Origin of the sequence: Wenzhouxiangella sp. AB-CW3 (genome assembly GCF_014725735.1) — a bacterium.
Taxonomy (GTDB): Bacteria; Pseudomonadota; Gammaproteobacteria; order Xanthomonadales; family Wenzhouxiangellaceae; genus Wenzhouxiangella.
This window is the reverse complement of sequence record NZ_CP061368.1, coordinates 467,064-481,260: the sequence shown is the minus strand read 5'-3', so window position 1 is coordinate 481,260 and position 14,197 is coordinate 467,064. Positions and strand designations below refer to the sequence as shown.

The 14,197-nt window shown below is 63.4% G+C and carries 10 protein-coding genes; 4 read left to right on the top strand and 6 right to left on the bottom strand.

The window, feature by feature from the left end:
- The first annotated feature begins 4 nt into the window (after positions 1-4).
- Together IC757_RS02020 and IC757_RS02015 are read left to right on the top strand one after the other, a co-directional pair.
- Positions 5-5,590: an Hpt domain-containing protein gene (locus tag IC757_RS02020; protein ID WP_190975741.1), complete on the top strand. Its 5,586-nt coding sequence runs from the start codon at positions 5-7 to the stop codon at positions 5,588-5,590.
- Between the two features lie 5 nt (positions 5,591-5,595).
- Positions 5,596-6,069: a chemotaxis protein CheW gene (locus IC757_RS02015; RefSeq protein WP_190975740.1), complete on the top strand. Its 474-nt coding sequence runs from the start codon at positions 5,596-5,598 to the stop codon at positions 6,067-6,069.
- A gap of 119 nt (positions 6,070-6,188) precedes the next feature.
- On the opposite strand, the gene accC is transcribed toward IC757_RS02015, so the two are convergent.
- The 6 genes from accC to cutA all read right to left on the bottom strand — a co-directional run bounded on the left by accC (position 6,189) and on the right by cutA (position 11,710).
- Positions 6,189-7,538, bottom strand: a complete 1,350-nt coding sequence (gene accC, locus IC757_RS02010) for an acetyl-CoA carboxylase biotin carboxylase subunit (RefSeq protein ID WP_190975739.1) — start codon at positions 7,536-7,538, stop codon at positions 6,189-6,191.
- A 2-nt stretch (positions 7,539-7,540) separates the two neighbouring features.
- Positions 7,541-8,032: an acetyl-CoA carboxylase biotin carboxyl carrier protein gene (gene accB, locus IC757_RS02005; protein ID WP_190975738.1), complete on the bottom strand. Its 492-nt coding sequence runs from the start codon at positions 8,030-8,032 to the stop codon at positions 7,541-7,543.
- An 8-nt stretch (positions 8,033-8,040) separates the two neighbouring features.
- Positions 8,041-8,487 (bottom strand): type II 3-dehydroquinate dehydratase, encoded by a 447-nt coding sequence (aroQ, locus tag IC757_RS02000; protein WP_190975737.1) that lies wholly within the window; start codon positions 8,485-8,487, stop codon positions 8,041-8,043.
- An 87-nt stretch (positions 8,488-8,574) separates the two neighbouring features.
- Positions 8,575-9,123, bottom strand: coding sequence for a TlpA family protein disulfide reductase (locus tag IC757_RS01995; protein ID WP_190975736.1), 549 nt, complete (start codon positions 9,121-9,123; stop codon positions 8,575-8,577).
- A complete protein-coding gene (gene dsbD / locus IC757_RS01990; protein ID WP_190975735.1) occupies positions 9,120-11,393 on the bottom strand; it encodes a protein-disulfide reductase DsbD in 2,274 nt (757 codons plus the stop codon). The genes IC757_RS01995 and dsbD overlap by 4 nt, the downstream gene beginning before the upstream one ends.
- A complete protein-coding gene (gene cutA, locus IC757_RS01985; RefSeq protein ID WP_190975734.1) occupies positions 11,390-11,710 on the bottom strand; it encodes a divalent-cation tolerance protein CutA in 321 nt (106 codons plus the stop codon). The genes dsbD and cutA overlap by 4 nt, the downstream gene beginning before the upstream one ends.
- A gap of 299 nt (positions 11,711-12,009) precedes the next feature.
- Here cutA and groES point away from each other — a divergent pair, with 299 nt between their 5' ends.
- Both groES and groL read left to right on the top strand, forming a co-directional pair.
- Entirely contained in the window at positions 12,010-12,300 is a 291-nt protein-coding gene (gene groES, locus IC757_RS01980; RefSeq protein WP_190975733.1) for a co-chaperone GroES, read from the top strand.
- A gap of 49 nt (positions 12,301-12,349) precedes the next feature.
- Positions 12,350-13,999 (top strand): chaperonin GroEL, encoded by a 1,650-nt coding sequence (gene groL, locus IC757_RS01975; RefSeq protein WP_190975732.1) that lies wholly within the window; start codon positions 12,350-12,352, stop codon positions 13,997-13,999.
- The last annotated feature ends 198 nt before the right edge of the window (positions 14,000-14,197 follow it).

The following is a 14,197-nucleotide window of genomic DNA, read 5'->3' as shown; positions in this document are numbered from 1 at the left end:
TTTCATGACCAGTTCGCACACCAGCCACCAGTCCCTGAAGTGGACCCGGCCGCTGATCGACGAGCTTTGCGGCGAAATCCAGCAAACGCTCGAACGATGGGCCGACGAAGACACCGACCGCTCCGATGTCGACCTGGCCGGTGCCGCTGACGCCGGTCGCAAGATTGCCGGCAGCCTGTCGGTACTGCAATACGACAGCGGCGAACTGCTCGGGGAGGCCCTGGCCCAGGTCATCGAGACCCTGGAACGCGGCGAGATTGCTTCCGATCAGGAAGAAGCCACCGTCACAGTGGTACTGGAAGCGACCGCCACCCTGCCAGACTATCTCGATTACCTCGAGAACACGCATCGCGATGCACCGACGGTGCTACTCCCCACGATCAATCGCCTGCGCGAACTGGTCGACATGCCGTTGCTTCAGGCCCAGGAGTTCTTCCAGCCGGACCTGGCCTCGGTCAGCCTGCCCGAGGGCGACCCGACCACGATCGAAGCCACCGATATCCGGCGCGCCTACCAGCATGCACTGCGTGGTTTTCTGGTCGACAATGAGAATCGGGAGGCGCTGGAAACCCTGCTTGCCGTTGGCCTGAAGATTCGCGACCAGGCCACACTACCCGACTCGCTGCGCCGGACCGGCTGGGCTTCAGCCGGACTGATCGCAAGCCTGCTGGCCGGGCGGGCCGAATCCGGGCCCGATAATGCACGCCTCTTTGCCCGCCTGGATGTGCTGCTCAAGCAGGCCGCCGAAGGAGAGCCGGTTGACACCGCGGCCGACCTGCTGACTCGCGACTTCCTCTACGAGGTCGCGCGTGCCGGGCGCGGCGAGGAAGACCTGGCCGCCGAGGTCCACGACGCATTTGCCCTGGACCAGCACGGCATTGGCGACGCCAGCCAAGACCCGCTGTTTCTTGCCGGTCAGAACCGGGCCCTGTTCGAAGCCGTTACCCAGGCGGCGCGGGAAGATCTGGCGCAGATCAAGGACACCCTGGGTTCCCAGCTTGAAGGGGCGACAGCCCCGGATGTGCTCGAACAACAGACGGTTCTGCTCGAATCCGTCGGCGAAAGCCTGTCCATGCTCGGGCTGGACAATCTGGCACGACGGATCAAGTCGCAGGCCAGCCGGCTGACGGAACTGAGCGCCGACCCCGATGACCCGGCCCTGCTCGCCGTGGCCCGTGAACTGCTGGTTGTCGAATCCCAGCTTGAAGACAGCGCCGGACTGGTGGCAACGGATGCTGAAGACGACACCGAAGCCGAAACGGCTACGACCTTGTTGCCCCCCTCGGAGCAGAAGCGCGTTCTGCGCCAGTTGCTGAGCGAGGCGCTTGAAGATCTCACGCACGCCAAGAGCCTGCTGGACGCCATCAATCGCGGCAAGGCCGATGCCGATGCAGCCAGCGAGGCCCATGACGCTCTCGAGCGCATTGGCGATGCCCTGCTGATGGCCGAACTCGACGACGGTGCACGCCTGGTGCATGCAGCACGACGGCTGGTCATGGAAGATTTCATCGACGGCGACGGCAGCCTCGATCAGCAACGCCTCGAGACCCTGGCCGAGGCGCTGACCGTTGCCGAGCTGTATCTGGAAAGCATGAGCGAGCTGGACCGCCAGGGCGGCGAGCATTTCGACAATGCCCGGCAGAGCCTGGCGGCGCTGGGATACTGGGACCCCGACGCATTGCCGATTTCCGATGAAGCGGACGTGACCGTCGAAGCGGCCGAACCCGACGAACCCGAGCAGGCCCCAGAAGCCCCTGAAGCACAGGAACAAGCTGCCGTCCCTGAGCCCACGGAACCGGCCGATCAGCCCGCTGCAAGCGAGTCAGAACCTGAGCCGGAGCCAGAACCCGAGCCGGCTTCGGAAGCCGCGCCGCCCAGCCTGCCAGCCGGCGAGTTCGACGACTTCGACATCGTCGAGATATTTCTCGAGGAATTCGACCAGGAATACGAAACCCTGCAGGAGATGCTCGAAAAGTGGCGCGGCGTGCCGCATGATGACGAAGTTCAGACCACCATTCGCCGCTCCTTCCATTCCCTCAAGGGATCGGGACGCATGGCCGGGGCCAGCGAGATCGGCGAATTCGCCTGGGATTTCGAGAACATGATGAACCAGGTGCTCGATGGCCGGGTCCAGCCCGACGAGCAGCTGATCGGGCTGATTGCCGAAGCAGTGACCGCCCTGCCGTCCATGCGTGCCCGGCTGTCAGGCAGTGGCGCAGGCGAAGACCACGACGAGGCAGCCTGCCAGCAACTGGCCGAACGCGCCCGGGCCGTAGCCGAGGGTCGCGCCGAGCCCGCACCCGCGACCGCCCCGACCCAGGCCACCGCCCCGGAGCTGGAAGGCATGGACCCGACACTGGTCGAGCTGATGGTCAAGGAGCTCTCGGAAAACCTCGAGCCGCTGGAAGACTGGCTCGCCGAGGCCGAGGAGAACGGCCTGCCGGGCATTATTGACGACCCGCTGGTACGGGCTGTGCACACCATGAAAGGCACGATGCGCCTGGCGCCCATTGGCAACGAGAGCGAAACCGCGCAACTCTGCGAGCAGTATCTCGAGGAGCTGGCCCATACCGGAGCGCCACCAACCGAGGCCGGCTACCAGGCAATCCAGGCCTGTCGTCACATCTTCCGTCGCCGGCTGGACCGTCTGCAGGGTGAATCAGTAGCCGATGAGACCTTCGAAACCTCGGCACTGGGCGAGGAGCTGCGTCGGCTGCATAACCTCGCTCATCGCGACAGCAGCACCACCCAGGATATCCCCTGGCTGGACGAGACAGAGGACACGTCGCTGTCTTCCGAGTTCGACGGCGTCACCGAATTTACCGGCAACGGCTCCGATGTCTTCGGTTTTGATGACGACGGCGAAGTCGACCGCAGCGACGACCAGAGAGAAACAGGCACGACAGCCAGCGAGGCGGAGGACGGCGAACAAGACGGTACTACCGACGCCGACGAAACCGCATCGCTGGACCTGTCCGAAGCGGATGACACGGAGCAGCCGGAAGCGGACGACGAGGCCCCTGCGGATATAGCGCCTGAGTCTAAGGCTGCCCCAGAACCTGAGCTTGAGCCGGAGTCCGAACTGGAGTCCGAACCGGAGTCCGAACCGGAGCCCGAACCGGAGCCCGAACCGGAACCCGAACCGGAGCCCGAGCCCGAGCCCGAGCCCGAACCCGAGCCGGAGCCCGAACCCGAGCCCGAGCCCGAACCCGAGCCCGAACCCGAGCCGGAGCCCGAGCCCGAGCCCGAACCTGAGCCCGAGCCGGAACCTGATCCAGCGGAAGTCGCTGCAGCTTTCTACGCCGGCCTCGACCAGGACCTGCTCGAAGCATTCATAGAAGAAGCCCAGGAAGTCCTCGAGCACACCGACGATTCACTGCAGCAATGGCGGGAGAGCCCGGATGACCGGGCGATGGTGACCGTCCTGCAGCGCAACCTGCACACCATCAAGGGCAGCTCTCGCATGGCCGGGATCGATGCCATCGGCAGCGTGGCCCATGTCATGGAGGAACTGCTGGAAGGAATCGCCGCCGGGCTCAAACAGGCCACACCCGAGCGAATCGATGCACTGGAGGTCGGATGCGATCACCTGCACGCGATGGTTGATGCCGTCGAGCAGCGCGTCCCGATGCCCGAGAAGTCCATGGCCGAGCTGTTCGAAGCCGGGGAACAGCCACTGCAACCCGAGGCCGCCGAGGAAATCGTCGAGCTGGCCGATGAAGCCGAGGACGAGGCCGAGGATACCGCGGCGCAGACCGGTCGAACCGAGAACCTCCGGGTGCCCATGGACCTGGTCGACAACCTGGTCAACTATGCCGGCGAGATCAGCATTTTCAGGTCTCGCCTGGAAGAACAGGTCACCGTGTTCCGCGGCAATGTGGCCGAAATCGACGAGACCGTACTGCGCCTGCGCGACCAGCTCCGCAAGCTGGAGATCGAAACCGAGGCCCAGATCCTGGCACGCTATGAGCGTGAGCACGGGCCGGCCGATGAAGCCTTCGATCCACTCGAACTTGACCGCTACTCCACCATCCAGCAGCTATCTCGTGCGCTGGGTGAGAGTGTGTCCGACCTGACCAGCCTGACCGGCATTCTTGACGATGCCACCCGTCAGTCCGAAACGCTGCTGATGCAGCAGTCAAGGGTCAACACCGAGTTGCAGGAAGGCCTGATGCAGGCCCGGATGGTGTCGTTCCACACCCTGCTGCCGCGACTGCGTCGCGTGGTACGCAATGCCGCACGTGAAGTGGGCAAGAAGGCCGAACTGGCCGTGCACGTCGAGGGCGAGGGCGAGCTGGACCGCAGCGTGCTGGACCGCATTACGGCCCCACTGGAACACCTGTTGCGCAATGCCGTCAGCCATGGCATCGAGGATGCAGACGAACGGACTGCATCGGGCAAGCCGGACACCGGAACGATCAACATCGATGTCTCGCGCCAGGCCACGGAACTGGTCATTCGCGTCATGGACGATGGTGCCGGGCTGGATCTCGAAGCCATCCGCCAGCGTGGCCTGCGCCAGGGCTTGATCAGCAACGCCGAAACCGACGATGACACCCTGGCCCAGCTGATCTTCCGGCCGGGCTTCAGTACCGCCAGCGAAGTCAGTGAACTGGCCGGGCGCGGTATTGGCATGGATGTCGTGGCCAACGAAGTCCGGCAGATCGGCGGCAGCGTCGATGCGCACACCGAAACCGGGCGTGGCGCTCGCTTCACCATCCGCATTCCGCTGTCACTGACCGTGATGCAGGCCATCATGGTCAGGGTGGCCGATCGCCAGTTCGCCATCCCGCTGCAGGCCGTGCGTGGGGTAACCCGCATGCTGGCCAGTGAATGGCAACGACAGATCGACTTTGACGACGCCAGCCAGGAATACGCCGGCGACGACTATCCATTGCTGGAACTGGAGCCGCAGCTCGGCTTCGACGCGGAGGAACTGCCCGAGGGCACCCTTTCGCTGCTCATGGTGGAAGCCGGCGAGCATCGCGCCGCCCTGCGCGTCAGCGAGCTCAAGGGCCACCGCGAGATCGTGATCAAGCCGGTCGGACCCCAGGTCAGCTCCATTACCGGAATCCTGGGCGGCACTATTACCGGCGACGGCCAGGTCGTGCCGATTCTCGACATGGGGCCGCTCATCCGGCACGCATTCGACGAGGAGCTGCTGCCCGGCCGCCGCCTGGAACACGAAGAAGCCGAGGAAATCAAGCGCACCCCGCTGGTCATGGTGGTCGACGACTCCATCACCATGCGCCGCGTGACCTCACGCGTGCTCGAACACCGTGGCCTCGAAGTCATCACCGCACGCGACGGGCTGGATGCCGTGGAGGCGATGTTCGATCGCGTCCCCGACCTGATCCTGCTGGATATCGAGATGCCCAGGATGGACGGCTACGAACTGGCAACGCATGTTCGAAATGATCCGCGCCTCAAGGATGTGCCGATGATCATGATCACTTCACGCAGCGGCGAGAAGCATCGCCAGCACGCCAGGGACCTGGGCGTGAACGGCTACATCATCAAGCCTTACCAGGAAGCCGGGTTGATCGAAAACGTCTTTGAGCAGCTTGGCCTGCCCGTGCCACAAGGATAATGCCCATGCAGGATGTCGAAATTCGCAGTGTTCTGGTGCCCCTGACGGAGCTGGACCTCTTGCTGCCCAATGCCACCGTGGCCGAGGTGGTGAACTACGCTGAACCCGAGCCGGTTCCGGGTGCGGCCGGTTGGTTGCTGGGCACGGTCTTGTGGCAGGGCTGGCAGGTACCATTGATCAGCTTTGTTCGCCTGGTTGATCAGAACCGCACGGAAGCCGTGAAGAACACGCGCATGTGCATTATCAAGAGTCTGATCAACAACGAACGAATGCCCTACTTCGCCATTCTGGCTCAAAGCCATCCGCGACTGGTGACCGTGACCGAGGACAACCTGGTTGAAACATCAACCGAAGGCAACCCGATCGGGGTTGCCGGCTATGTCACGGTTGATGGCCGCGAAGCGGCCATTCCCGACCTCGACCGCCTGGGTCACCTGATCGCCCACGCGGCGTTCGGGGCGTTGCCGTTAACGAGTTAACGGCGGTAAAAGGTGAAAGGTAAAAGGTAAGAGGTAAAAGGATAGAGAGAAAGGTGTGGCATCTGCCCCTTTCACCTTTCACCTTTCACCTTTCACCTTTCACCTTTCACCTTTCACCGTTACCCGCCTTTCAGCAACTTTTCCAGGTAGTGGATGTTGGTTCCGCCTTCGACGAAGCCGGAGTCTTTCAGCAGTCGCTGGTGCAGGGGAATATTGTTGACCACGCCGCGCAAGACCATTTCATCGAGTGCAACCCGCATGCGGGCGATGGCCGATGCGCGGTCCTCGCCATGGGTAATCAGCTTGCCGATCATCGAGTCGTAGTTCGGCGGCACGCTGTAGCCGTCGTAGATGTGGGAGTCGACCCGCACCCCCGGGCCACCGGGTGCGTGGAAGGCCTCGATGCGTCCCGGCTGGGGAATGAAGCGTTCCGGATCTTCGGCGTTGATTCGGCACTCGATGGCGTGACCCTGCATACGGACATCGTCTTGGGTGAAGGGTAGCGGCTCACCGGCGGCGGCCAGCATCTGGGCGCGAATCAAGTCCAGGCCGGTCACGCACTCGGTCACCGGGTGCTCGACCTGGATGCGGGTGTTCATTTCGATGAAGTAGAACTCGCCGTCCTCGTACAGGAACTCGAATGTGCCGGCACCCAGGTAGCCGATACGCTTGCAGGCATCGGTACAGATTCGTCCGATGCGCGTCCTCTCTTCATCGGTAATGCCCGGAGCCGGCGCTTCTTCGATGACCTTCTGGTGTCGACGCTGCATGGAGCAATCGCGCTCGCCCAAATGCACGGCATTGCCATGGGCATCGGCCAATACCTGGATTTCCACGTGGCGCGGGTTGGTCAGGTATTTCTCCATGTAGACGGTGTCATCGCCAAAACCGCTCTTGGCCTCCTGGCGAGTCAGGCTGATCGACCGGATGAGATCCTCCGGACGCTCGACCACGCGCATGCCACGACCACCGCCGCCGGCGGCGGCCTTGATCAGCACCGGGTAGCCGATTTCCTCGGCCAGGCGCCGCGTTCGCCGCTCGTCGCTGTCCAGCGGCCCGTTGGAACCGGGCACGCAGGGCACGCCGGCCTGACGCATGGCGTTGATCGCCGAGACCTTGTCGCCCATCAGGCGGATGGTTTCGGCCCGTGGACCAATGAAGGTAAACCCGGATTCCTCCACGCGTTCGGCAAAATCGGCATTCTCGGCCAGGAAACCGTATCCGGGATGCACGGCTTCGGCATCCGTCACTTCCATGGCCGCGATAATGGCCGGCACATTGAGGTAGCTCTGGGCCGCCGGAGCCGGGCCGATACAGACCGATTCGTCGGCCATGCCGACATGCTTGAGGTTGCGGTCAACCGTGGAGTGCACGGCAACCGTGCGAATCCCCATGGCCTGGCAGGCACGAAGTATGCGCAGTGCAATCTCGCCGCGATTGGCGATCAGAACCTTGCGGAATGCTTGCATGATCAGCCCTTCTCGATGACAAACAGCGGCTGGTCGAATTCGACCGGCTGACCATCCTCGGCCAGTACGGCCACCACCTTGCCGGAGAACTCCGCCTCGATCTGGTTGAACATCTTCATGGCTTCAACCAGGCACAGCGTATCCCCGGTCGATACCGTGCTGCCCACCCGCACAAACGGATCAGCCTCGGGGCTGGATGCCGAATAGAAAGTACCGACCATGGGCGAACGAACCACCTCGCCATCCGGCAGGGCCTCGCCATCATCGCCATCGGCGGCAGTGGGCGATGCCGGCGTCGGTGCCGGCGCCGAAGCAGGGGCGGCCGCCGGTGCATGGGCCGGCTGCTGCGGCGGCAGAGCGAAAGCCTGCGCGCCGGAAGGCTGGGGGTGCTGCCGGGTCAGACGCACCGACTCCTCACCTTCGTGAATCTCGATTTCGGCCAGTTCGGATTCTTCGAGCAACTCGATCAGCTTCTTGATTTTTCTCAGGTCCATTATCTTGATTACCCCGGGGATTCTGTTTTGTTGACAACCGCCTGCAGCGCCAGAAGATAGGAATCGGCACCAAAACCGGCGATGGTGCCGGCAGCCAGATCACTGATCAGCGAGCGATGCCGAAAGGTCTCGCGCGCCTGCGGATTGCTCAGATGAACTTCTACGAAAGGTCGGCCCGCCGCGGCCAGCGCATCCCTCAGCACCACAGAAGTATGCGTCAGCCCGGCCGGATTGATCAGGATCCAGTCGGTTCCATCCTGTGCCGAACGCTGGATTCTTTCGACCAGCTCATGTTCTGCATTGGACTGGAAACAGTCCAGATCGATGTCGCAGGCAGCCGCGAAGCGCGCCAGCCGGGCATTGATCTCCTCCAGTGTCGTGGGCCCGTAGATGTCGGGTTCACGAGTACCGAGCAGATTCAGATTCGGCCCGTGAACAACCAGCACGGCAGTCATGACATCTCCGACCTCTCAAAGCGTCGGAGTGTGCCCCAAATGCAGGCAAATGTCCACATGTTCGGGGAAAGACACTACAGGTTCCGGTCAGCCACCATCCTGCAGCCAGTCGGCGAGCACTTCGTCAAGCTCTTCGGCCGTCACCTCTCCATAGTGCTGCCACTGGATGGTGCCGCCGGCATCCACCAGCACCGTGTAGGGCAGGACACCGGCGGAATTACCCCAGGCGCGCTGCGTGCGCATGACGTCGGCCTCGCCGACCGCCACGGGGTAGTCGATGCCCAGTTCTTCGAGAAAGTCACGCACAGGATCGGGATCATCCAGGGCCAGGCCGACCACCGACAGTTCACCGGCATGCTGCTCACTGGCGGCCTGCAACACCGGCATTTCACGACGGCAGGGCGCACACCACGTGGCCCAGAAATTGACCAGCATGGGCAGGCCGTCGAAATCCGTGGCCTCAAGCCAGTCACCATCGAGCGTGGCATGACGGAAATCGGGCCGCGGGTCGCCGACCTCGGCCCCCTCGGTGCCGGGTGGCGGCGTGGGATCGCCACCCCGAGTCATCCAGGCCAGGGCGGCACCCAGCCCGAAGCCAATGATCGCGACCAGCATGAACAGTCGGAATGTTCTCATGAGCTGACCTCGTCGAGCAGACTGGAAAAGCGGTTGGGATTAAGGAAACCGAAAGTGCGGTGCTGCTGCAACTCCTCGCCATCAACAAAGAACAGGTAGGCCGGCGGGCCAATCAGGCCGAAGTGAGACAGAATCTCCTGGTGGTTGCTGGTGTAGTCGGTGACATCAACCTTGAGCAGGGTGAAGTCGGCCATGCGCCGGGCCACCTCCGGGTCCGGGAAGGTACGCCGCTCCATGCGCACGCAATCCACACACCAGTCGGCATAGAAATCAACGAAGACCGGGCGCGTCGACGACGCGATGGCGCCCTGCAACTCGTCCAGTGTTTCGACGTGCCGGAAACTGACTTCCGCCGCGGGCACCGCACCACCGCCGCCGGCCAGGTGGCCAAGCGGGCGGGTCCAGTCCCGACCGCCGGATGCGGCACCAATGAGCTGCAGAATACCCAGCACCAGCATGATCACGCCCAACGACTGCCACAGCTTCTTCCAGCCCGACGCCGAATCATCCAGCCGGGTCAGCGCACCCAGATAGATGCCACTGGCAATGGCCAGCATGCCCCACAGCATCATGGTCACGGCCGGAGGCACCACCCGCTCCAGCATCCACACCGCCAGGGCCAGCAGGCCGACGCCGAACACGGCCTTGACGGCGTTCATCCAGGCACCGGCCCGGGGCAGCAGACGACCGGCCGATGTTCCCCAGATCACCAGCGGAATGCCCATGCCCATGGCCATGGCAAACAGGGCCGCACCCCCCAGCATGGCATCACCGGTCTGACCGATGTAAATCAGCGCACCCATCAGCGCCGGCGCCACGCAGGGACCGACAATCAACGCCGACAGCGCGCCCATGATGGCCGCCCCCATCAGCGTGCCGCCCTCGGCCCGGTTGGACCATTCATTGAGCCGGGTCTGCCAGGATGCGGGCAGTTGCAGATCGTAGAAACCGAACATGGCCAGCGACAGCAGCACAAACAGGCCGGCGAATGACGACAGCACCGCCGGATGCTGGAAGACAGCCTGCAGGTTCTGGCCAAACAGACCGGCGACCACACCAAAGGCGGTGTAGACCAGGGCCATGGCCAGCACATAGACCAGCGACAGCCGGAAAGCCCGCCCGGTCGTCATGCGATCACCTTCCCCGGCAATCAGGCCCGACAGAATCGGCACCATGGGGAAAACGCAGGGTGTGAAGGCCAGCAGCAAACCGGCAATCAGAAACAGCGTCAGCGCCAGCGCCGGACGACCGGCCAGGGCCGCGGCCAGGCGGTCCTGCTCGGCCATGGCCACTTCGGGCGCGGGCTCATCTGCCGGGTCATCGGTTGGGGTACCGTCAACCCGCACACCGACGTCTGAAGGCGGCAGGTCGACCGTCATGCCGTGCGTGAGCGGCGGGAAGCAGACACCGCCTTCCCAGCAACCCTGGTAATCGACCTCCAGGGTCACGGCCTGCGCCGAGCCGGCGGGCCGGGTCAACTCCAGCGGAATCTCGACCTCGCCGAAATAAACCTCGGTTTCGCCAAAAAACTCGTCGACCTTGGCTTCGCCCGCCGGCAACAAGGCCTGAACAATGTCGATCTCGTCATCGGCGAGCCGGAAGGCAAACTGTTCGCGATACAGGTAATAGTCTGGCAGCGCGACGACTCGTACCAGAATGCGCCCGGCATCGACCGCGAATGCCTCGAATGAAAACGCTTCTTCGGCCGGCACCAGGCCCTCGGGTGCGCCCGAGAACAGATCACCCAGGCCGCCCTGGCTGGCCGGTGTCGTGGACGCGATATCCCTCGCCGAACCCGCGGGCGCGGTGTCGGCCCAGACCAGCTCGATCTGTTCGCGGTGGGGCGGGTAGCACACGCCGAGATCGGCGCAGCCCTGGGAGCGCACGTTGACCGTCAGATCCCCTCCGGCCGGTGCAGCCTTGACCGGAATCCGGATCTCGACGCGGTCACGATAGGTTTCGGTCTCGCCAAAGAACTCGTCGACAATCTGCTCGCCGGGTGGAATCGCCGCATCGTCCAGCTCCAGCCCCTCGCTCGCCGCCTCGAACTCGAAGGCGTGGCGATACATGTAGTAGCCCTCGGCGATGTCCCAGCCGACAACCAGCTCATCGCCTTCCTGGGCCCAGTCGATGGCGAAGGCCTCCTCGACCGGCAGCAGGTCGTCCGGGCCGATCTGCGCCTGGAGCGGTACCAGGGTGGCCGCGGCCAGGGCCAGTGCGGCCAGTCGCAGCAGGAAGCGGGCGGGCCGCTGCAATTCCTGTTTGGTCATTGAATCCAGTCTCTGATCCATTGAGTGTAGGCGTCCAGCCCATCGATAACCGGCAGCACCAGCAGCTCCGGAACCTCGTAGGGATGGTGGGCCACCAAGGCCTCGGACAAGGCCGGAACCTTCTCGCGGACGGTCTTGATCGTCAGCGGAATCTCGCGCTCATGCTCAATGCTCCCCTGCCAGGGATAAGTCGAGCGCGCCGGACTCCCGGCCGATACGCAGGCGGCCAGCCGTTGTTCGACCAGTACGGCGGCCAGTCGTTCAGCCGAATCCTCGTCGGGACAGGTCGTCAGCACCAGGCAGAGATCCTCGGACATGATCTGCTCCTCATCAGCTATGTCAGCAGGGAATCCAATCGCGAAGGGTAGCGCGAATGATTCGCGGAAGAAACAATCGCCCCGTCGGGAGAACGTCAAAAAATTGCGCCCCGGCCCTGCCCAAGCCTTGAAATGGCTGCCGGTGGGCTCCATTTGCCAGAGCGTGTCGGCGGTTCGCGAAAAGCCTGGCTTGACGCCAACCGCAGCAACCCAAGGATGCACCGCTAGCGACTGGTTTCGGTCGCCCGCGGCGCGCGACTTTTCATCACAAGACAACTGTTGTTAAGGGAGAAATACCCATGAAACTGCGTCCTTTGCATGATCGCGTCATCGTCAAGCGCGTGGAAGAAGAGCGCACCACTCCGGGCGGAATCGTCATTCCCGACAGCGCCACCGAGAAGCCCATCCGCGGCGAAGTGCTGGCCGTGGGCAACGGCAAGGTGCTGGAAAACGGCGAGCAGCGCGCCCTGGACGTGAAGGTCGGCGACAAGGTGCTGTTCGGCAAGTTCTCCGGCACCGAGGTCAAGGTCGAAGACGAAGAACTGCTGGTGATGCGCGAAGACGACATCATGGCCGTCATCGAGTCCTGATCACATCGCCTGCAATCACGAACGAATTTGAATTAGAGGATTTCGAACCATGAGTGCCAAAGAAGTACGTTTCTCCGAAGACGCCCGCAATCGCATTCTCAAGGGTGTTGATGTGCTGGCGCGTGCCGTCAGCGTGACCCTGGGCCCCAAGGGCCGCAATGTCGTGCTCGAAAAGAGCTTCGGCGCACCGACCATGACCAAGGACGGCGTGTCCGTGGCCAAGGAAATCGAGCTGGAAGACAAGTTCGAGAACATGGGTGCCCAGATGGTCAAGGAAGTGGCATCGCAGACTTCCGACGAAGCCGGCGACGGCACCACCACCGCCACCGTGCTGGCCCATGCCATGCTGCGTGAAGGCCTCAAGTCCGTGGCCGCCGGCATGAACCCGATGGACCTCAAGCGCGGCATCGACAAGGCCGTGCGTGCCGCCACCGAAGAACTCAAGAAGCTGTCCACGCCGTGCGACACCGACAAGGCCATCGCCCAGGTCGGCACCATCTCGGCCAATGCCGACGAAGAAATCGGCAAGATCATTGCCGAGGCCATGGGCAAGGTTGGCAAGGAAGGCGTGATCACGGTCGAGGAAGGCCAGTCGCTGCATAACGAACTCGACGTGGTCGAGGGCATGCAGTTCGATCGTGGCTACCTCTCGCCCTACTTCGTGACCGACCAGCAGACCATGCAGGTCGATCTCGACAACCCCTACATCCTGCTGCACGACAAGAAGATCTCCAACGTGCGCGAACTGCTGCCGGTGCTCGAAGAGGTGGCCAAGCAGTCGAAGAGCCTGCTGATCGTCGCCGAGGACATCGAGGGCGAGGCGCTGGCCACGCTGGTGGTCAACAACCTGCGTGGCACTGTAAAGGTCGCGGCCGTCAAGGCTCCGGGCTTTGGCGATCGTCGCAAGGCCATGCTCGAAGACATGGCAGTGCTGACCGGCGGCCAGGTCATCTCCGAAGACATCGGCCTGAGCCTGGAGAAGACCACCATCGACCAGCTCGGATCAGCCAAGAAGGTCCAGATCGACAAGGAAAACACCACCATCATCGACGGTGCCGGCGAAGCCTCGGCCATCGAAGGCCGGGTCGGCCAGATCCGCGCCCAGATCGAAGATGCCAGCTCCGACTACGACCGCGAAAAACTGCAGGAACGCGTGGCCAAGCTGGCCGGCGGCGTGGCCGTGATCAAGGTCGGTGCCGCCACCGAAGTCGAGATGAAGGAGAAGAAGGCCCGCGTCGAAGACGCCCTGCACGCCACCCGTGCAGCCGTCGAGGAAGGCGTGGTGCCTGGCGGTGGTACCGCCCTGATCCGTGCTTTGTCGGCCATCGAAGGCCTGACCGGCGACAACGATGACCAGTCTGTCGGCATCAAGCTCGCCCGTCGCGCCATGGAAGAGCCGCTGAGAAAGATCGTGTCCAACTCCGGAGGCGAGCCGTCGGTGATCCTGGCCGAAGTCAAGGCCGGCAAGGGCAACCATGGCTACAACGCCGCCAGCGGCGAGTTCGTCGACATGATCGAGGCCGGTATTCTCGACCCGACCAAGGTCACTCGCACCGCCCTGCAGAATGCCGGTTCCGTGGCCGGTCTGATGATCACCACCGAATGCGCCATCGCTGAACTTCCGAAGGAAGATGACGGCGGCGGTGCGCCGGATATGGGTGGTATGGGCGGTATGGGCGGAATGGGCGGCATGATGTAACCGCCGGGACCGAATCTCCTGGCCCCATGCGGCGTTGCGCGGCGGCTGGCGATGCTCACGTACCATCAAGGTACGCTCCGCTCCCCAGCCGCCCCGCGCCTTGCCTGGAACCAGGACCTTCTAGTCCCTATGCATGCGCCAATGGCAACGCCCGTATGCATCGAAACCCCGGCCGCTGTGCCGGGGTTTTCTTTTTTG

Coding starts and splice junctions, on each gene's coding strand:
- IC757_RS02020 (WP_190975741.1), top strand. CDS start 5: ATGACCAGTTCGCACACCAGCCACCAGTCCCTGAAGTGGACCCGGCCG.
- IC757_RS02015 (WP_190975740.1), top strand. CDS start 5,596: ATGCAGGATGTCGAAATTCGCAGTGTTCTGGTGCCCCTGACGGAGCTG.
- accC (WP_190975739.1), bottom strand. CDS start 7,538: ATGCAAGCATTCCGCAAGGTTCTGATCGCCAATCGCGGCGAGATTGCA.
- accB (WP_190975738.1), bottom strand. CDS start 8,032: ATGGACCTGAGAAAAATCAAGAAGCTGATCGAGTTGCTCGAAGAATCC.
- aroQ (WP_190975737.1), bottom strand. CDS start 8,487: ATGACTGCCGTGCTGGTTGTTCACGGGCCGAATCTGAATCTGCTCGGT.
- IC757_RS01995 (WP_190975736.1), bottom strand. CDS start 9,123: ATGAGAACATTCCGACTGTTCATGCTGGTCGCGATCATTGGCTTCGGG.
- dsbD (WP_190975735.1), bottom strand. CDS start 11,393: ATGACCAAACAGGAATTGCAGCGGCCCGCCCGCTTCCTGCTGCGACTG.
- cutA (WP_190975734.1), bottom strand. CDS start 11,710: ATGTCCGAGGATCTCTGCCTGGTGCTGACGACCTGTCCCGACGAGGAT.
- groES (WP_190975733.1), top strand. CDS start 12,010: ATGAAACTGCGTCCTTTGCATGATCGCGTCATCGTCAAGCGCGTGGAA.
- groL (WP_190975732.1), top strand. CDS start 12,350: ATGAGTGCCAAAGAAGTACGTTTCTCCGAAGACGCCCGCAATCGCATT.